The 17,357-nt window shown below is 69.3% G+C and carries 18 protein-coding genes; 7 read left to right on the top strand and 11 right to left on the bottom strand.

Features of this window, described 5'->3' with window-relative positions; genetic code table 11:
* Positions 1-92 precede the first annotated feature (92 nt).
* Together ACZYYX_RS24180 and ACZYYX_RS24175 are read right to left on the bottom strand one after the other, a co-directional pair.
* Complete coding sequence (locus tag ACZYYX_RS24180; RefSeq protein ID WP_463817248.1) at positions 93-659, bottom strand: rhodanese-like domain-containing protein; 567 nt, start codon at positions 657-659, stop codon at positions 93-95.
* A gap of 87 nt (positions 660-746) precedes the next feature.
* Positions 747-1,325 (bottom strand): TetR/AcrR family transcriptional regulator, encoded by a 579-nt coding sequence (locus ACZYYX_RS24175; protein WP_463817247.1) that lies wholly within the window; start codon positions 1,323-1,325, stop codon positions 747-749.
* A gap of 84 nt (positions 1,326-1,409) precedes the next feature.
* Between ACZYYX_RS24175 and ACZYYX_RS24170 the strand changes: the two genes are divergently transcribed.
* Complete coding sequence (locus tag ACZYYX_RS24170; protein ID WP_463817245.1) at positions 1,410-2,309, top strand: SDR family oxidoreductase; 900 nt, start codon at positions 1,410-1,412, stop codon at positions 2,307-2,309.
* 6 nt (positions 2,310-2,315) lie between these two features.
* On the opposite strand, the gene ACZYYX_RS24165 is transcribed toward ACZYYX_RS24170, so the two are convergent.
* From ACZYYX_RS24165 to ACZYYX_RS24150, 4 genes are all read right to left on the bottom strand, one after another.
* The gene (locus ACZYYX_RS24165; protein ID WP_463817243.1) at positions 2,316-5,129 is read right to left on the bottom strand and encodes a LuxR C-terminal-related transcriptional regulator; all 2,814 of its coding nucleotides are present in this window, start codon (positions 5,127-5,129) and stop codon (positions 2,316-2,318) included.
* A gap of 151 nt (positions 5,130-5,280) precedes the next feature.
* Positions 5,281-6,204, bottom strand: coding sequence for a hypothetical protein (locus ACZYYX_RS24160; RefSeq protein ID WP_463817242.1), 924 nt, complete (start codon positions 6,202-6,204; stop codon positions 5,281-5,283).
* A gap of 131 nt (positions 6,205-6,335) precedes the next feature.
* Positions 6,336-6,650 carry a DUF732 domain-containing protein gene (locus tag ACZYYX_RS24155; protein WP_463817241.1) on the bottom strand — a complete coding sequence of 105 codons (315 nt, stop codon included), beginning with the start codon at positions 6,648-6,650 and terminating at the stop codon, positions 6,336-6,338.
* A gap of 152 nt (positions 6,651-6,802) precedes the next feature.
* A complete protein-coding gene (locus ACZYYX_RS24150) occupies positions 6,803-8,512 on the bottom strand; it encodes an amidohydrolase (RefSeq protein ID WP_463817240.1) in 1,710 nt (569 codons plus the stop codon).
* Between the two features lie 36 nt (positions 8,513-8,548).
* Here ACZYYX_RS24150 and ACZYYX_RS24145 point away from each other — a divergent pair, with 36 nt between their 5' ends.
* Positions 8,549-9,517, top strand: coding sequence for a cobalamin biosynthesis protein (locus tag ACZYYX_RS24145; protein WP_463817239.1), 969 nt, complete (start codon positions 8,549-8,551; stop codon positions 9,515-9,517).
* Here the strand turns inward: ACZYYX_RS24145 and ACZYYX_RS24140 are convergent.
* Genes ACZYYX_RS24140 through ACZYYX_RS24130 form a run of 3 tightly spaced genes read right to left on the bottom strand, consistent with a single transcriptional unit; the run spans position 9,471 to position 11,445 of the window.
* Entirely contained in the window at positions 9,471-10,277 is an 807-nt protein-coding gene (locus ACZYYX_RS24140) for an SURF1 family cytochrome oxidase biogenesis protein (RefSeq protein ID WP_463817238.1), read from the bottom strand. The two genes, ACZYYX_RS24145 and ACZYYX_RS24140, sit on opposite strands and share 47 nt — an antisense overlap.
* A gap of 3 nt (positions 10,278-10,280) precedes the next feature.
* Positions 10,281-10,775, bottom strand: a complete 495-nt coding sequence (locus ACZYYX_RS24135) for a low molecular weight protein-tyrosine-phosphatase (RefSeq protein WP_463817237.1) — start codon at positions 10,773-10,775, stop codon at positions 10,281-10,283.
* The gene (locus ACZYYX_RS24130; protein ID WP_463817750.1) at positions 10,768-11,445 is read right to left on the bottom strand and encodes an HAD-IA family hydrolase; all 678 of its coding nucleotides are present in this window, start codon (positions 11,443-11,445) and stop codon (positions 10,768-10,770) included. Before ACZYYX_RS24130 ends, ACZYYX_RS24135 begins: the two co-directional genes overlap by 8 nt.
* 88 nt (positions 11,446-11,533) lie before the next feature.
* On the opposite strand from ACZYYX_RS24130, the gene ACZYYX_RS24125 reads away from it, so the two are divergent.
* From ACZYYX_RS24125 to ACZYYX_RS24115, 3 genes are read left to right on the top strand one after another with little or no spacing between them, the layout of a single operon-like run.
* Positions 11,534-12,664, top strand: a complete 1,131-nt coding sequence (locus ACZYYX_RS24125) for a Nif3-like dinuclear metal center hexameric protein (RefSeq protein WP_463817236.1) — start codon at positions 11,534-11,536, stop codon at positions 12,662-12,664.
* Positions 12,654-13,391, top strand: a complete 738-nt coding sequence (locus ACZYYX_RS24120) for a zinc ribbon domain-containing protein (protein ID WP_463817234.1) — start codon at positions 12,654-12,656, stop codon at positions 13,389-13,391. The genes ACZYYX_RS24125 and ACZYYX_RS24120 overlap by 11 nt, the downstream gene beginning before the upstream one ends.
* Positions 13,388-14,449, top strand: a complete 1,062-nt coding sequence (locus ACZYYX_RS24115; RefSeq protein ID WP_463817233.1) for a bifunctional RNase H/acid phosphatase — start codon at positions 13,388-13,390, stop codon at positions 14,447-14,449. Before ACZYYX_RS24120 ends, ACZYYX_RS24115 begins: the two co-directional genes overlap by 4 nt.
* On the opposite strand, the gene ACZYYX_RS24110 is transcribed toward ACZYYX_RS24115, so the two are convergent.
* Complete coding sequence (locus ACZYYX_RS24110) at positions 14,440-15,024, bottom strand: helix-turn-helix domain-containing protein (protein WP_463817232.1); 585 nt, start codon at positions 15,022-15,024, stop codon at positions 14,440-14,442. The genes ACZYYX_RS24115 and ACZYYX_RS24110 overlap by 10 nt on opposite strands.
* 47 nt (positions 15,025-15,071) lie before the next feature.
* On the opposite strand from ACZYYX_RS24110, the gene ACZYYX_RS24105 reads away from it, so the two are divergent.
* Complete coding sequence (locus tag ACZYYX_RS24105; protein WP_463817230.1) at positions 15,072-15,989, top strand: NAD(P)/FAD-dependent oxidoreductase; 918 nt, start codon at positions 15,072-15,074, stop codon at positions 15,987-15,989.
* Entirely contained in the window at positions 15,986-16,627 is a 642-nt protein-coding gene (locus ACZYYX_RS24100) for a class I SAM-dependent methyltransferase (protein ID WP_463817227.1), read from the top strand. The genes ACZYYX_RS24105 and ACZYYX_RS24100 overlap by 4 nt, the downstream gene beginning before the upstream one ends.
* Here the strand turns inward: ACZYYX_RS24100 and ACZYYX_RS24095 are convergent.
* Entirely contained in the window at positions 16,605-17,228 is a 624-nt protein-coding gene (locus ACZYYX_RS24095) for a maleylpyruvate isomerase family mycothiol-dependent enzyme (protein ID WP_463817225.1), read from the bottom strand. The two genes, ACZYYX_RS24100 and ACZYYX_RS24095, sit on opposite strands and share 23 nt — an antisense overlap.
* Between the last annotated feature and the right edge of the window lie 129 nt (positions 17,229-17,357).

The following is a 17,357-nucleotide window of genomic DNA, read 5'->3' as shown; positions in this document are numbered from 1 at the left end:
GCCAACGTCAATAGGGTGAACAGCCAGGTCGGCGGGTTAACAAGAGTTCACGTCAGCTCGATCGGATCACGGTGAGCCGAACTGTCGAGTGTTCAGTCGGAGAGCTGGGATATCCATTCCGCCGGATTGCGCCGCGCGCCGCGGTTGTACGGCAACCGGGCCAAGACGTTGGCCATTGCGCACGTGTTGCTCACCGCCGCGAAGGTCAGCCCGCCCCCGATGGCGGCCGCCACCCACTTGAGCTGCGGGACGACCACGCTGCCGAGAACCGATGACAGCACGATCGAACCGGCGACCAGCCGCACCTGCCGCTCGAGTTCCCATCGCTGGCGGCCCCGATCCACCGCGAAACCCTGCTTTTCCCAGCCGAGAAGGCCGTCGCGAACCACGCGGCCGTCGGCGAGCCCCCCGGCCTTCAGGACGTCGGCCGCCTGGGCTGCCCGCTGCCCGGAACGGCAGACGAGGGCGACCTGGCCGTCGAGTGCGGCGACCACCTCGTCACGGTGGGCTCTGAGGACGTCGAGCGGCACGTTGACCGAACCGGGTATGTGCGCTGTCTCGAACTCGGCCGGGGTCCTCACGTCGATGATCCGTGGCGCAGACGGTGTCTGCAGAAGGTCGGACAACTCTGCTGTGCTCCACTCGGTCGGTGCGCTCATGGGTCAGTCCCTCCGAGGTGTCGGTTCAGGTCGTGTTGGGGCGGTACCCGCCCGTCGCGACGCGACAAGCCCCTACGCTCACCGTGATCAGAAGTCCTCGAGTTCGGCGGCGGTGGCGCCCACTGCGCGCACCACGTCCGTCGTGACCTCGGCGAACGACCGCTGTTCGCCCTCGGTGATCCACTGCGCGAACGCGATACCGAACGCCATCACCGCGAGATGGGCTGCGACGTCGGCTGCCAGCGGTTCGACGCCGCGGGACCGGAGCTCGTCGGCGAGGGTGCGGCCGAGGTAGGCGAGCTTGAGCGCTTCGCGTTCCTGCAGCGCGGGATTGTCGTCGATCACCGACTGCCGCAGCCGGGAGTGGGAGCGGCGTTCGTCGTCGAAGAACCCTGCAGAGGACCGCAGCGCGCGGACTGCCAAGTCTGTGGCCGACGCATCCGCTGGCGCGTCAGTGAGCCCTGCGATGAAGGCGTCGGTCAACGCCTGCTGCCCGTGGAACAGCACTTCGCGTTTGTCGGTGAAGTGGCGGAAGAACGTCCGCTCGGTGAGGCCGACGGCCTGCGCGATGTCACCTGCCGTCGTCTGCTCGTACCCGCGGGCCGCGAACAACTCCAGCGCGGCGTCCTGTAGCCGCTCCGCAGTGCCCGGCTCCCACCTCGCCATATGCCGCAGTCTAGTGATGACAGTGACTGACTTCGAGTGTACGGTCGAAGTCAGTAACTGACATCACTCGAACAAGGGGTCACCATGCACGTGTTCATCACCGGAGCGTCCGGGTGGATCGGCAGCGCCGTCGTCGACGAACTGCTGGCCACCGGCCACACCGTCAGCGGCCTGGCCCGCTCCGATGCCTCCGCCGCCGCACTCGACGCGCAAGGGGTGGCCGTCGTACGCGGCGACCTCGACGACCTCGACGCCATCGGGACCGCCGCTCGCACCGCCGACGCCGTCATCCACCTCGCCAACAAGCACGACTGGGCGAACATGGCCGCCACCAACGCCACCGAACGCGCGGCGACACAGGCCATCGGCGACGCGCTCGTCGACACCGGCAAGGCGTTCCTGCTTGCGTCCGGCCTGATGGGCCTCACCGACGGCAGGCCCGCCACGGAAGACGACCCCTCGCCGTTCCTCGGCGCCCAGTCGCCCCGCGGGGGCAGTGAGAACCTGCTGCTCGACTTCGCCGAGCGTGGAGTCCGCTCCGTCGCGCTGCGGTTCTCGCCCACCACGCACGGCACCGGCGACCACGGCTTCATCAACCGGCTGTGCGAGATCGCGCGCGAGCGTGGGGTGTCGGCATATCCAGCTGACGGGGGCAATCGGTGGGCGGCCGTACACGTCTCCGACGCGGCCCGGATGGTGGTCCTCGGTCTCGAGAAAGCGCCGGCCGGCGCTCGCCTGCATGCCGTGGCCGAAGAGGGCGTGCCCACCACGGTGATCGCCGAGGCGATCGGAGCGGCCTTCGGCCTTCCTGTCGCCGCCATCCCGCCGGACCGCATCGCCGAGCATTACGGCTGGATCGGTGGATTCTTCAGCGCCGATATGGCCGGGACAAGCGTTGCGACACAACATCTTCTGGGCTGGACGCCGACCGGTCCGACGTTGGTCGAGGACATCTCCGGTGGTGCCTACGCGCCGTCCGCCTAGTCGCGACTAGTCGGGGACGGGACGTGACGGTGACGTCTCATCGCGTCTCCCACGATCGGACGCACCCGCCGCCGATTCCGGCCGCGACAGCCGATGCACCAGCTCGCTGCGGGAGTGGACGCCGAGCTTGCGGTAGATGCTGCGGAGGTGCGAGTCGACCGTTTTGGGGCTGACGAAAAGGGCATCGGCGATGGCGCGCTGGGTGATTCCGGTGGCCGCCAGCTCGACGACGCGGTATTCGGCGCTGGTGAGATCGCCCTGGGCCGACAGCACCGGCGCGGCCCTCAACTCGGCGCGGGCGCGGCGGGCCCACAGCGGCGACCCGACTGTGTCGAAAATCCGCACGGCCTCGCGGAAGTCATGCTGCGCCAGCGCCCGTCGGCGACGCCGACGGTGGATCTGGCCGCGGGCGAACAGAGTTCGTGCACGCTCGAACGGCATCGGCAGCCGATCGTGCTGGATCATGGCGTCGGCCAACGCGTTCTCGGCGCCGTGGAGGTCGCCGGTCGCCGCCAGCAGCAGGGCCCGCCCGCGCAGCGCGACGACGAGCATCCAGGCGCGATCCAGCCGACGACCGTTGCGCTCCATCAGGTCGACCAGCGCAGCGGCCTCGGCGGTGCGGCCCAGCCCCACCGTGGCCTCGATGGCGTCGGGGACTCCGCCGGCTATCAAGATCTCCGTAAAATCCGGTTCCGCGAGCAGATGATCGGCATAGGGCTGGAGGGCGTCGATCGCGGCCGCGTAATCACCTAGGGAGACCTCCAGGAAGCCGAGGCTGGCCAGCGCCATCTGGCTCGCCTGCACCGCCCCTGCCCGCTGGCCCACCTCGTAGGCCTCGGAGGCAAGGCGCCGGCATGTGTCGGCGGCACCGGTCTGGGCCGCGTGGTACGCCCTGGTGAGGAGGGCGTTGAACGCGATGAATCCGTCGTCGAGGTGCTGTGCGCCCGTGGCCAACTCGGCGCAGATGTCGGCGGCTGCCTCGTGGTTGCCCCGCCACATCTCGACGAAGGCGAGATGGAAGTCGATGTAGTACAGCTCGCCTTCCTCGCCGAATTCCTGGCACCCCTGCCGGATGTGTTGTAGTCCGGCGAAGGCCTCGTCGAGCTCCCCGGTCCAGGACTGGGCGACCGCGAGCAGGGCCGAAGAGCGGAAGGCCAGCGGGATCGACCGGCTGTCGGCGCCCTCCATCGCCGCCACCTCGCGCAGTGCCCCGAGGTCAACGCCGAGCCCGCACACGCAGTCGATCATCATTCGAAGGCCCAGCGCCTCGACCAACAGCACGGCGCTGCCGAGCAGCTGTGCCTCGTCGGCGGCGGCGCGGACGCAGGCCTGGGCCTCCTGCGGGCGACCCGTGTTGTACAGGCAGTAGGCCAGCAGCACCCGCATCCGGACCGACAATTCGGGATCGTCGTCTGCTTCGGGCGCGTAGCGGACCAGAACGTCACGCGCCTCGCCGAAACCGTTGCCGTAGATCTGGATTCGCGCCAACACCATGGCGGCGCCCGCGCGCTCGGGACCGGCCTTCGCCACGCCCAGCACATCTTGGAGCACCGCCTCGGCGCGAGCGGAATCGCCGGCATCGAAATGTGCTGCCGCCGCACGGATGCGCACAGCCGGATCGTCGTAGCCCAGCGACTCCGCCAAGTCGAGCAGTTCGGCCGCCTCGGCGGGCGCTCCGCGACTCAGTGCGATGTCGGCGGCATCGCTGAGCGCCCGGGTGGTGGCGGCGTCGCCGACGATGGAACCCAGCGCGAGATGGCGCGCCCGCGACTCGAATTCAGGTACCACCTCGGCCAGTCGCCGATGTACCGCGCGCCGGTCCGCGGGGCCGGCGCCGGTGTAGACCGCGTGCGCGAGCAGCGGGTGGACGAATCGGACCCAGTGGCCGGCCAGCGTCACAATGTGCAGCGATTCTGCCCTTTCCAGCAGTGTCGCAGTGTGCGTCCTCGGGATGTCGAGGGCCTCGGCCACCAGCTCGACCGTCGCCCTCGTCGCCGCCGCGACGACGAGCAGAACCCGGCGCACCTCTTCGTCGAGAAGGGCGACCCTCGTCCCGACCAGGTCGACCAGTGACGTCGGAACCTGGAGCTGACCGTCGTCGGTCAAGGTCCGGGTGAGTTCGAGCGCGTAAAACGGGTTTCCCCGCGACAATTCGTGAATGCGTGTGAGGGCGCGGCGCGGCACCCGTCGGTGCAGCGCGCTCCCCACGAGGGCGTCGACATCGTCGACCGTGAAGCGTGGCAACGACATGTCGGCCGACCACGCCGTGGTGGCATCGCGCAGCCATGCCGCAGACGGTGAATCCCGATGTCCCGAGCGTACTGTCGCGAGCACACCCATGCCGAGGTCGAGGCGCCGCAGCACGAAGCCGAGCACGAACCCGGTCGAGGCGTCGAGCCACTGGGCGTCATCGACAGCCAGCAGCACCGGATTCTGCCGGGCCAGCGCGGCGAGCACAGTCAGGGTGCCGGAGGCCACGGCGCGGGCGGACACCGGCTCGGCTTGCGCGCTGCCGCGCAGCAGGACGTGGTCGAGCGCGGCTCGCTGCGGAGGGGCCAGGCTGTCGAGCAGAGGTGCGTCGACGTCGTGGAGCAGGTCACCGAGGCCGGCGTAGGCGACCGCCGTCTCGGCCGGCGACGGCCGAGTCCGGAGCAGACGGAAGCCGGAACGCTGCGCTTCGTCGATGATCTCGCGCCACGCAGTGGTCTTGCCGATCCCCGGTTCGCCCTCGATCACCAATAGCGCCGACCGGTCGGCTGCGGCGGACAGAAAGTCCGCGGCGATGCGTTCCTCGGTCGGCCGCTCGACCAATCCCCACACGGCAGCAGAATGGCAGCATTGGTGGCAACTTGCCAGTCGAATGAAGGAAAATGCCGAGCTGCTACTTGGGTGTCACACACGCATGCCGGCAAAGGTCGACGATGACAGCCGACACGGCCCGAGCGAACGTCGGGCCGTGTCGGATGTTGTGTCACGACCCGATCGAGACGTCCTGTTCGTCGTGCCCGAACTCGACCGACTTGCCCGCGTAGGTACCCGTGCACGAGGTCACCACGTGGTAGGAGGTCAGGAGCAACGGTGCCGGGACGGTGAAGTCGGCGGTGCCTTTCGCGGCTATCGCGAAATTCCTTGACGCACCGGGTGTTCCGTTGTCGCTGGTGGCGTTGTAGGTGCACTGACCGCTGATGTCCGCGGAGTTCGCGACGTTGACCTTCCAGACGCCGAGGCCCTTGCTGAACGACACGCGTACGGCGTTGGTCGGTGCCGGGCACTCAGCCCCAGCCGGGACGGTCTTGCCGTCGGGGCACTGGACGTCGGGCTTGGGTGCGGCGGTGCACTGCTGGCCCGCGGGCACTGTGGGGCTGGTCGACCCCGGCGGGCACTGCACCGGCGGAGCCGCCGTGCACTGCTGACCGGCCGGTACCGTCGGCGACGCCGATCCCGGAGGGCACTGCACGGGTGCTGCGGGGGTCGGCGGAGCGCCGAGGGCGACGGCAACGGTGTCGTCCTCTTTGTCCTCGTCGCGGATGAAGCCGACGCCGAACTCGGTGTAGGCGCAGTCGCGAACCGCGGCGCCCGCTGCCCCGCTCATCATCGCCCCGATCGCCTGGCCTTGCGGATCACCGTAGCCCTTGTACGTGGCGACGCGGCCGTTGTATTGCCCCGCGGGCGGGACACCCGGCGCCCGGTTGCCGACTGCTGCCTGCGCTTCGCCTTCGAGGGCGATGTTGTACTTGAGCGGGCCACAGGCTGAGCCCTGGCGGGCGTTGTTGACCGCGGCCCTGACCGGGTCGAGCGGATCGGCGTGGGCCGCGGGCGCACCGACGAGCACATGCCCCGTCAGTAGGATCGCGGCGCACGCGAGAATCGCTGCGAGCCAGCGTTGTCGTGTCACGGTGATCTCCCCAGAATCGGCGACACGATCGGTTGGACCGCGTCGGATGACTGCCCACTCCAGATGGCGGACCCACAAAAAGATGGCACGCCACGCCGGCGGTGACATCGGGCGAACACCTGAAATCTTCGTCAGCCGGCGAAGTCGGGACACAGGTTGGTGGTGGCGGCGCTGACGAACAGCGTGCCTTGCCCAGGTGGCAGCATGTAGTCGTGTTCGGCCGCGTCCATCGCATCGAGAACCGTTGTGCCGCTTCGTAACAGATCACAGGTGTGATAACCGTCGCCGACGGTGTCGGCGACGGTGGCGCCCGGCAGCACGATGTTCAGGGTCGCCAGCTCGTCGAGGAAGCCGTCACGCGGCTCGGCCGAGGCCACAGGAGCCGCCACGGTGGCGAGGGCGGCGGCCGCCGCCGCAGCAGCAGAGGAGACAGCGATCGACCACATGGGTGGTCCTTTCGTGAAGCCGCGGGGATTTCGCGGCGGAGCAAGTGAGGACGTCTGCCGCATCCGGGCAGATCACGCGAACGTTAACGCCGGCGGTCACCGCCCGATATCGGGTGTTGACCTGATTTTCCGGGCCGGATTCGTCCCCGCGATCAGCAGCAGCCGGTGGCCTTGCGCTCGGCCAGGTGTGCGTGCTCGGCGTTGTCGCCGGCGCGCACCGCGCTCAGGAACTCGTCGAGGTCGATGCGACGTCCGCCCAACCAGGTCCCGGCCACCTGCACGGTGTCGATCAGCGCTGCGGGGTCGACCTGCCACGGATCGGCGGTCAGCTCCACGAAATCGGCGAGCTTGCCGGGGCTGATGGATCCGACGAGGTGCTCGCGGCGCAGCGTGCGGGCCGCGTCGATCGTCTGTGCGCGCCACGCCTGATCCAGCGAGATCGACTGCTCGGGGCAGTGCACCGTGCCCTTGCGGGTGCGCCGAGTCACCGTGGTGGCGATGTTGACGATCGGCGTCGGCGGCGAGACCGATCCGTCGTTGTGCAGCGAGACGCACGCGCCCGAGGCGACGGCATCCGCGAAGGCCGCCCACCGCGCACCGTACCGGGGGTCGAACATCGCGCCGTCGAGCAGTTCGCCCCAGTAGTAGTACTGAAACGGCGCCATCGACACGTGCACCCCGAGCCGGGCCGCGCGATCGAAATGCTCTCGCGTTCCGGCCCCGCAGTGCTCCAACCGCCAGCGGTGGTCGGTGCCCAGCAGGTTGTGCTTCTTCAGTGCGTCCTCGTAGGCGTCCAACGCGAGATCCAGTGCCAGGTCGCCGTTGGCGTGGAACGCCATCTGCCAGCCCGCCGGTGCCGCCTTGTCGAGGATGGTATCGAGCTGTTCGCGACTGTAGTTCATCGAACGCGCCCCGCCCGCCACTGCGGGATCGATGCCTGCGGTACGGGTGGCCTCGGTGTCGAGGTAGGGGAACGAGATCGCGATGTTGCCCACCCACGGGGATCCATCGGTCCACAGCTTGACCCCGGACTTGGTCAGCCACTCCTCGCCGGCCGTGAACGTCATTGGCTCCCAATAGGTATCGGTGACCGACATCTCCCACATGCTCACACGCAGCGGGCACGAGGGAGCCGCCGCCAGCGCCTCGTATCCGGCGGCGAACTTGGGGTCGTAGGTCATGTCCGACGTCGAGGTGTAGCCGCCGCGCGCCATCAGCGCGTAGTAGCTCGCTGCCGACACCAGCGGGTCGCCCATCTGCGTGAGCAACGGCATCGTCACCGCAGTCACGACGGGCAGCTCGAAACCCTGCCCGTTCAGCGATCCGTCGGCGTTGCGGCCGAACCGGCTGGCGACGGGATCGGCCGGCGGATCGGTGTCCCAGCCGCGGGCGCGGATCAGTGCGGAGTTGAAATAGACGCCGTGCCCGGAGTTGTCGGTCACGACCGTGATGCGATCACCGAAGATGTCGTCGAGTTCCTCGGCTTTGGGCGACGGATGACCCTGCAGCAGTGCGTCGTAACCGGCGAACCACAGCGGAGTTCCGGGATCGGTGTTCGCCAGCGCGTCGGCGAAGATCTCCTGCACCTCGGCCCACGACGTCGCGACCCACGGTGCGATCGAGCGGGCCGGGGCCTCGGTGGCGATCCCGCTGATCAACGGATGACTGTGCGGCTCAACGAATCCCGGGGCCAAGACCGTGGCTCCGCTGTCGACCTCCTCGGCACCCGGCAGCGCGGTCCGGCACTCGTCGAGGCTGCCCACCGCGACGATGCGACCGCCGGACACCGCGACGGCCTGTGCGCGCGGCACGGCCTCGTCCATCGTGATGACGGTCCCTGCGGTCACGATCACGTCGGCCATGGCCACAGTCTGACATCGATGTGACAAGCTGCCGTGGTGTTCGCAGCAGTTTGCCGGAGCCGTGCCGCCGGGATCGCGCTGGGTGTACTCGCCGACGCGGCGTTCGGCGACCCGCGGCGAGGTCATCCGGTGGCGGTGTTCGGTAGCGGGGCGGCCGCGCTCGAGCGCCGCTGCTACGCCGACAAGCGGGAGGCGGGCGTGGCGTACGCGGGCGCCTTGCTCGGTGCGGTGACGCTGACGGCCGCCGGTGTGGGGTGGCTGAGCCGGCGCACCGCGGGTGCTGCCGACGTGGCCTGGGTGGCGGCGGCGACATTCACTGCCCTGGGCGGAACCTCGCTGGCCCGCACCGGTGACCGGATGGCCGACCTGGTCGGCCACGGAGACCTGGCCGCGGCGCGGGAGCTGCTGCCGTCGCTGTGCGGCCGTGACCCGTCGGTGCTCGACGGGGCGGGACTCACCCGTGCCGCGCTCGAGTCGATCGCGGAGAACACCTCGGACGCGCAGGTGGGGCCGCTGCTGTGGGCTGCCGTCGGCGGTGCTCCCGGTGTGCTGCTGTACCGCGCGGCCAACACCCTGGATGCGATGGTGGGCAACAAGTCGTCGCGGTACCGCCGATTCGGCTGGGCGGCAGCTCGATTCGACGATCTGCTGAATCTCGTCGCGGCCCGGCTGACGGGTCTGCTCGTCGTGGCGTGCGCCCCGCTGGTGGGTGGCTCGCCGCTGGGGGCGATCCGGGCGTGGCGCAGCGATGCCGCCCGGCATCCCAGCCCCAACGCCGGAGTCGCCGAAGCGTCCTTCGCGGGGGCGCTCGGAATCCAGCTGGGCGGACCCACGCAGTACGCCCACGAACTGGAGATCCGCCCCACCCTCGGCACCGGACGGGCACCTGAGACAGGTGACCTCCGGCGGGCCGTCCGACTGTCGCGGGCCGTTCAGGTCGCGGCCGCCGCCGCTGCCGTCAGCGTCGCCTGCCGTAGCGGTCGGCCAGCTTGTCTTCGCGCGTGACCGGCTCGGCCGGTGCGCCCCTTTCGCGGCGGCGAGCCTGCACCTCGGCGTAGACGAAATAACCCACCCCGATGGGGGCGATGATGCCGAACGCGATCCACTGGATGCCGTAGGACAGGAACGGCCCGGCCTCCAGGCGCGGCAGCGGGACGACGCCGAGCCCGCCCGGTTGATCCTCGACCAGCTGCAGGTACGACCCCGCCAGCGGAACACCGACCAGCGCGGAGATCTGACCGGGATTGATCGAATACACCTGCTGCACACCGGCGTCGCGGAACGGGTCCTTGCCGACGGCGACGGGTTCGGGGTCGCGCAGCCGGGCGGTGATCGTGACCGGATCGGTGGGGGCGGGGCTGATCTCGGGCACCGCGGAGCCGGTAACCGGCTTCACATAACCGCGGTCGACGAGCACGGTCGGGCCGCCGTCGACGGCGAAGGGCACCAGCACCTCGAACGCGGGATCGCCGTCGATCACCCGCAGCCGGGCCACGACATGGGCGCCGGTCAGATATCGCCCGGTGGCCGTCACGCGTTTCCACTGCTGCTCCGGTGCCGACGAATCCTGTTGCGGCAGAAGCGTCGTCAACGGCACCGGATCGGCATTCAGCGATGCAGAGATCTGGGCGTTCTCCCGCGACGTCTTGGTGTTCTTGTGCAGCTGCCACGGTGCGAGCACGGTGAAGCACAGGTAGGCGAACGCGATCACCACGACGTAGAGCGCGAGCCACTGCGGGCGCAGGAGGAAGGCGAGTCGGCGCACTCCTCAGCCCGCCTGCCGCCGCTCGGCCAGCTGCTCGTCGACCCAGGCGTGCAACCCGGGCAGGGCGGCGTCGATGACCGCGAACACGGCCTCGAAGTCGTCCTGGGTGCCGTAGTACGGGTCGTCGACGTCCAGGGCGTGCTTGCCCGATCGGGGATCAAACGATCGCAGCATCCGCAGCCGGTCGGTGGGCACACCGCGTTCGGAGAGCATGCGCAGGTGGTTACGGCCCAGCGCCACCACCAGATCGGCGTCTAGGTGGTCCTCGGTCATCTGCGCAGCACGGTGGGCGCTCGGATAACCGTGGTCGCGCAGCGTGACGCCGGCCCGGCGATCGGCCGGTTCGCCTTCGTGCCAGTGGCCGGTACCCGCGCTGGTGACGCGGACCGCGTCGGACAATCCGCGCTCACGGAGTTGGTGGGCGAACATCTTCTCGGCCATCGGGCTGCGGCAGATGTTGCCCGAGCAGATGAAGGTCACGTGCAGCTGATCAGACACCCAGCACCTCACGCAGCGCCGCGACGTCGGCGACATGGGCCAGGGCGGGACTGTCCGACCCCGTGAAGTCGGCGCGACCGTAGCCCCAGTCGACGACGATCGTGCCGATCCCGTGTGCCGCGGCACCCTCGACGTCATGCGAACGGTCGCCGATCATCACGACGCGCTCGGGGAGCGGCGCCAGCTGGGCGAGCGCATGCGCGACCACGTCGGCCTTGCCGGCCCGGCTGCCGTCCACGCTGGCCCCGGCGATGACCTCGAAGAAGTCGTCGAGCCCGAAGTGCTCCAGAATGCGCTGCGCCGTGGGTTCGGCCTTCGAGGTCGCCACTGCCAGCCGCACGCCCGCGCGGGTCAGGTCGGTGAGCAGGTCAGGAATGCCCGCGAACGGGCGGTTCATCGACCAGCCGCGGGTCGTGTAGTCGGCGCGGTAGGCGGCCATCGCCTCGCCGGCCTGCTCGCCGAGGCCCATCGATTCCAAGGTGTGGCGCATCGGGGGTCCGACGATTCGACTCACGAGGTCACCCTCGGGAACCGGCGCGCCGATAGCGGCCAGGGCGTGGTGGAAGCTGGCGACGATGCCCTCGGCGGAGTCGGTCAGCGTGCCGTCCAGGTCGAAGATCACCAGATCGCCGCGGCGCACCTGGGTCACCCCGGCTGCGCTGTCCACCATGTCCGTCACGCGACCCATTGTCCCTGATGCCGGGAGTGGCTGGACCCGCGCACTACTGTCGTGATGTGGCAAGTCCCGAGGTGATGCGATGACGGTGCGTCTCGCCGACGTCATCGAGGTGCTCGACGCGGCCTATCCGCCGCGGCTCGCGCAGAGCTGGGACTCCGTCGGTCTGGTGTGCGGAGACCCGGCAGAACCTGTCGAGTCCGTCACGATCGCCGTCGACGCGACGCCCGAGGTGGTCGCCACGGTGCCGGAACGCGGACTGCTGCTCGCCCACCACCCGCTGCTGCTGCGCGGTGTGGACACGGTGGCCGCCGACACCGCCAAGGGGTCGCTGCTGCACGCCATGATCCGCACCGGTCGCGCCTTGTTCACCGCGCACACCAACGCCGACAGCGCCGCACCCGGTGTCTCGGACGCCCTCGCCGAGGCTCTCGGGTTGACGGTCACTGACGTCCTGTCACCCGAGCCGGCGACCCCGGCACTCGACAAGTGGGGCGTGTACGCACCGCGAGACAGTGTTGCGGCGGTGCGCGCCGCGATGTTCGACGCGGGAGCCGGTCAGATCGGTGACTATGCGCAGTGCAGCTGGAGCGTGACCGGGGTCGGCCAATTCCTGCCGCTCTCGGGAGCGTCACCCGCGATCGGCGCGGTCGGCACCGTCGAACAGGTCGACGAGGACCGCGTGGAGATGGTGGCGCCGCGATCCCGACGCGCGGCGGTGCTCGCCGCTCTGCGCGCCGCACATCCCTACGAGGAGCCCGCGTTCGACGTCGTCGCCGTCGAACCGGCACCCGGCGGCACCGGGTTGGGCCGCATTGCGGCGCTGACCGATCCGGAACCGTTGCGCGCCTTCGTCGCCCGAGTGCGTCGCGGACTGCCCGCCACCACGTGGGGGGTACGTGCATCCGGCGACCCGGACGCGATGGTGTCGCGGGTGGCGCTGTGCGGCGGGGCGGGGGACTCTCTGCTCGCCGAGGTCGCCCGCGTGGGCGTGCAGGCGTACGTGACCGCCGACCTGCGCCACCACCCCGCCGACGAGCATCGGCGCGCATCCGGTGTCGCGCTCGTCGACGTCGCGCACTGGGCCAGTGAACACCCGTGGTGCGGCCAGGCGGCCGCACTCCTGCGTCGGCACTTCGCCGACGTGCCTGTCACCGTCTCCACGGTGCGCACCGATCCATGGAATGTCGAGGAATGTTCGCATGAAAGCTGATGTGGCGCAGCAACGTCTGGTGCTCGAGCTCGCCGATCTCGACGCCGAGATCGGTCGGCTCGACCACCGGCTGAACAACCTGCCCGAGCAGGTGAAGCTGGAGGCTGCCCAGAGCGCGCACCACGAGGCGAACGACCGGCTGGCCGTCGTCCAGCTCGCTCTCGCCGACATCGACGCGCAGATCGCCAAGTTCGAGAGCGAGATCGACGGGGTGCGTCAGCGGGAGGACCGCGACCGGCGCCTGCTCGAGGGCGGCACCGTGGATGCCAAGCAGCTCACCGAGATCCAGCACGAACTCGACACACTGGAGCGCAGGCAGGCCAGCCTCGAGGATTCGCTGCTGGAAGTCATGGAGCGGCGTGAGGAGCTGGCCGCCGACCAGGATCGGGAACTGGCCGGTATCGACGACCTGCAGAGCGCGATGACCGATGCCCAGCGCAACTGCGATTCGGCGCGCACGCACCTCGCCCAGCTCGCCCACCAAGCGCGTTCGCGGCGTGAGGAACTCGTCGCCACGATCGACGAATCCCTGGTCTCCATGTACGAGCGTCAGCGCGCTCGTGGCGGGACGGGTGCGGCCACGCTGCAGGGCCGGCGGTGCGGGGCGTGCCGACTGGAGATCGACAGAGGCGAGCTGGCGCGCATTGCCGCCGCGCCTGACGACGAGGTGCTGCGGTGCCCTGAGTGCTCGGCAATCCTGCTGCGGGTCAAGGGCACTGGCGCGTGAAAGTGCTGATCGAGGCTGACGGGGGGTCGCGCGGTAACCCCGGTCCGGCCGGGTACGGTGCCGTCGTGTGGTCGCCAGATCGCGCCGAAGTCCTCGCAGAGGCCAAGGAGTCGATCGGCCGGGCCACCAACAACGTAGCCGAATACCGCGGCCTGATCGCAGGTCTCGAGGCTGCTGCACAGGTCGGTGCCACCGACGTCGAGGTCCGGATGGACTCGAAGTTGGTCGTGGAACAGATGTCTGGGCGCTGGCGTGTCAAACATCCCGATCTGGCTGCGCTGCACCGGCAGGCTCAGGAGCGTGCGGCCGCATTCGAGAGTGTCAGCTACACCTGGATTCCTCGCGAGCAGAACAGCGCTGCTGACGCGTTGGCCAACCAGGCCATGGATGCCGCCGCGGAATCCGAAGCGGTGAGAGTGAATCCGGCGGGATGGACAGGGGCGAAAGGTGCGCCGACGCGACTGATCCTGCTGCGGCACGGGCAGACGCCGTTGTCGGTGGAACGCCGCTACTCTGGGCGCGGAAACCCGGATCTGACCGAACTCGGTGTGCGGCAAGCCCGTGCCGCGGCCGCCTACCTGTCGCAGGTGGGTGGGATCGACGCTGTGGTGTCGTCGCCTCTGCAGCGGGCGCGAGACACAGCCGCCGCAGCGGCCGGTGCACTCGGGCTGGACGTCGAGGTCGACGACGATCTGATCGAAACCGATTTCGGCGCATGGGAAGGGCTGACGTTCCTGGAGGCCTCCGAGCGGGACCCCGAGCTGCACCGACGCTGGCTGGCGGACACCGCCGTCGCGCCGCCGGGTGGGGAGAGCTTCGATGCGGTGGCGCGCAGGATCACCCGCGTGCAGCAGCGTCTGCTCGCCGAACGAGCCGGCCATACAGTGCTGGTCGTCTCCCACGTGACACCGATCAAGACGCTTCTGCGAATGGCTCTGGATGCCGGTCCGGCGATTCTGTACCGGCTCCACCTGGATCTGGCATCGCTGTCGATCGCCGAGTTCTACCCCGACGGTGCCGCGTCGGTGCGACTGGTGAATCAGACCGCCTATTTGTGATCGGTGTGCAGGTGCACGCGCTCGCCGTGGAGGCCGAACAGGGCGATCGCTTCGACAGGTCCGTCGACGGCGCCGAACCAGTGCGGAGTCCAGGTCGAGAACTCCACGGCCTCACCGGGTTTGATGGTGAAGTCGCGGTCGCCCAGCAGTAGTCGCATGCGGCCGGAGAGCACGTACATCCAGTCGTGGCCCTCGTGTACCGGGAGCTGCTCGGGCGGGGTGCGCCTGCGTGCGCTGACGCGAATCTTGTAGGCGTGCAGTCCGCCGGCCGGACCCTGGCCGGTCAAGGGCCAGAACGTGATCTGGTTTTTAGTGTGCGCACCGCCGCGCACCCGCGGATCTTCGACGTCGGGTTCTCGCAGCAGTTCATCGGTGCTGACCGACAGCGCACGGGCCAGCCGCGGCAGGTGATCCAACGCGAGCCTGCGTTTGCCCGACTCCAGTCGGCTCAGCGTCGAGACGTCGATGTTGGATCGGGTCGCCACATCGTCGAGCGTCATGCCTCGTTGAGTACGTAGATCGCGCAGCCTGCGCCGCACCCGAGCGTCGACCCCGTCGTCGTCATTTGCCTGCATGGCAAGAAAGCTTGGCAGATCGTGCAGGCCGCGAGCAAGGTGGTGGCATGGCTAAGCGATGGGATTGTGTGGTGATCGGCGGCGGAGCAGCCGGCCTGAGTGCCGCGCTGGTGCTGGGCCGCGCTCGGATGCGCACGCTGCTGGTAGATGCCGGCGCGCAGAGCAACCGGGCCGCGCACGGCATCGGCGGCCTCCTCGGTTTCGACGGCGTGCCACCGGTGCAGCTGTACGCCAGGGGCCGCGAGGAGTTGTCTCGGTACCCCTCGGTAGAGGTGCTCGACGGCGAGATCACTTCGGTGACAGCGCACGAGGGCGGCTTCACGATCGGACTCGCCGGCGGCGGCACGGAAGAGGCCCGGCGTGTGCTGCTGGCGGGAGGCATGCGTTATCAGATGCCGGATGTCGCCGGCCTTGACGGATTCTGGGGTGATTCGGTGTTCCACTGCCCGTTCTGCCACGGCTGGGAGGTGCGGGATCAGCCGCTCGGGGTGCTCGCGCAGGGGGAGCGCGCGGTCCACATGGCGGTGCTGCTGAGACGCTGGAGCAACGACGTGGTGGTGCTGTCCGACGGTCCTGCCGAGGTGAGCGGCGCCGGTCGCACGCAGCTGGCGGCACACGGCATCGCGATCGATGAGCGCCCGATAACACGCGTGTCAGGCTCTGACGGGCACGTGGACGCGGTGGTCTTCGAGGACGGGACCGCGCTGACCCGGCGCGGGTTGCTGGTCGCGAGCACGTTGCATCAGCGCAACGGGCTGGCGCGGGCGCTCGGTGTGGCGTTCGCGCCGCCGGGCCCGATTTCCGAGGAAACCATTGCAGTGGACGCGATGTGGCAGACCTCGGTGCCCGGTGTGTTCGCCGCGGGGGATGTGAGCGCCCAGATGCCGCAGGTGGCGGCTGCGGTGGCCTCGGGTTCGGCTGCTGCGGCCTCGATTGTTCGCAGTGTTGTGGAGGAGGAAGCATGAGTACGGACGCCGATCAGGACACGAAGTCGCACTGGGAAGCCAGATATGCTGAGCGAGAACGTATCTGGAGTGGACGGGTCAACCCCTGGGTTGGGGAGGTGTCGGGTTCCCTCTCGCCGGGCCGGGCCCTCGATCTCGGCTGCGGCGAAGGCGCCGACGTGCTGTGGTTGGCCGAGAAGGGTTGGGATGTCGTCGGGGTGGACATCTCCGAGACGGCCTTGGGCCGTGCCGCCGAGGAGGCAGCGCGGCGAGGGGCCGTGCTGCAACGGGTGACGTTGCGGCAGATGGACCTCTCCGACGACTTCCCGGAGGGGACGTTCGATCTGGTGTCGGCGCAGTTCCTGCAGTCGATGGTGCGGCTGGACCGGGAGCACATCTTCACCGCGGCTGCTCGTGCCGTCGCGCCGGGCGGGGTGTTGATCATCGTCGACCACGGCGCGGCGCCGCCCTGGGCGAACCTGCATCACGACCACGAGTTCCCGACAGTCGACGGTGTTCTGGCCCAGATCGACCTAGTTGCGGAGGAATGGGAGCAGCTGCGCGCCGAGCCTGTCGAGCGGGATGCGATCGGGCCGGACGGGCAGGAGGCGGTGTTGATCGACAACCTGATCGTGCTCAGGCGCCGAGCCGACGCCTGAGCTCGGCGACGCCCGGACCGCTGAGTTGCGGCAGCGCGTCGGGGCGGCCCGCCATCGCCATGAGCAGGGCCTCACCAGGGCCGCTCACGTCAGGGCCACGCCCAGCCGACCAGTCGAGATCCGTGGCGCCCATGTGGAGGCCACGCGTTCGGAGCGCACCGCGAATCAGCGGAGCGATGCGCGCGAAGTCAAGAGCGGCTCGCAGGGGACCGGCGGCGATGGTGCGAGGCAGATCCAGCGGTCGGCGGACGTCCTGGTGGTGGGTCATGCACTCTGTCAACGCAATACGGCCGCCGAACCCTGAACTGACACCGCGGGGCTCGGCGTTGGTGTGGACGGCGGTGGTGATGTGTTCGCGCGACCATGTCGACAGGCGCGCGACATCTGCGGTGTTGAGCCGATCGACCCGACCGAGGTGCAGCGCCATCTCTGCGAAGAAGCCCGCCCTGCTGCGATCGAGGTAGGCCACCACGTGCGCCCCGACGTCGCGGACCCGCCAGTCGCCGCACAGGCTCGGCGCGTTCCACTGCTCATCGTCGAGGCTGGCGAGTAGCTCGGCGAAACTCTGCCGCTCTGTGATCGCCCAGTCCGTCACATCCATTGTTGTTCACTATGGCAGTCCTGCCTGTCGGTGGAGCGCGCTAGTGTCGTGGCATGTTCGCACAGGTGTTCGATATCGACGGGTCGGCCTCGGAGGTTGAGCTGCGCGAGGTTGTCGCCCACTGCGAAC

The organism is Mycobacterium sp. IDUB_1, assembly GCF_055419625.1.
Note: the sequence above shows the minus strand (reverse complement) of the source record. Positions and strands in the feature narration are given on the sequence as shown.

Coding starts and splice junctions, on each gene's coding strand:
- ACZYYX_RS24180 (WP_463817248.1), bottom strand. CDS start 659: ATGAGCGCACCGACCGAGTGGAGCACAGCAGAGTTGTCCGACCTTCTG.
- ACZYYX_RS24175 (WP_463817247.1), bottom strand. CDS start 1,325: ATGGCGAGGTGGGAGCCGGGCACTGCGGAGCGGCTACAGGACGCCGCG.
- ACZYYX_RS24170 (WP_463817245.1), top strand. CDS start 1,410: ATGCACGTGTTCATCACCGGAGCGTCCGGGTGGATCGGCAGCGCCGTC.
- ACZYYX_RS24155 (WP_463817241.1), bottom strand. CDS start 6,650: ATGTGGTCGATCGCTGTCTCCTCTGCTGCTGCGGCGGCGGCCGCCGCC.
- ACZYYX_RS24150 (WP_463817240.1), bottom strand. CDS start 8,512: ATGGCCGACGTGATCGTGACCGCAGGGACCGTCATCACGATGGACGAG.
- ACZYYX_RS24130 (WP_463817750.1), bottom strand. CDS start 11,445: ATGGTGGACAGCGCAGCCGGGGTGACCCAGGTGCGCCGCGGCGATCTG.
- ACZYYX_RS24125 (WP_463817236.1), top strand. CDS start 11,534: ATGACGGTGCGTCTCGCCGACGTCATCGAGGTGCTCGACGCGGCCTAT.
- ACZYYX_RS24120 (WP_463817234.1), top strand. CDS start 12,654: ATGAAAGCTGATGTGGCGCAGCAACGTCTGGTGCTCGAGCTCGCCGAT.
- ACZYYX_RS24110 (WP_463817232.1), bottom strand. CDS start 15,024: ATGCAGGCAAATGACGACGACGGGGTCGACGCTCGGGTGCGGCGCAGG.
- ACZYYX_RS24105 (WP_463817230.1), top strand. CDS start 15,072: ATGGCTAAGCGATGGGATTGTGTGGTGATCGGCGGCGGAGCAGCCGGC.
- ACZYYX_RS24100 (WP_463817227.1), top strand. CDS start 15,986: ATGAGTACGGACGCCGATCAGGACACGAAGTCGCACTGGGAAGCCAGA.
- ACZYYX_RS24095 (WP_463817225.1), bottom strand. CDS start 17,228: ATGGATGTGACGGACTGGGCGATCACAGAGCGGCAGAGTTTCGCCGAG.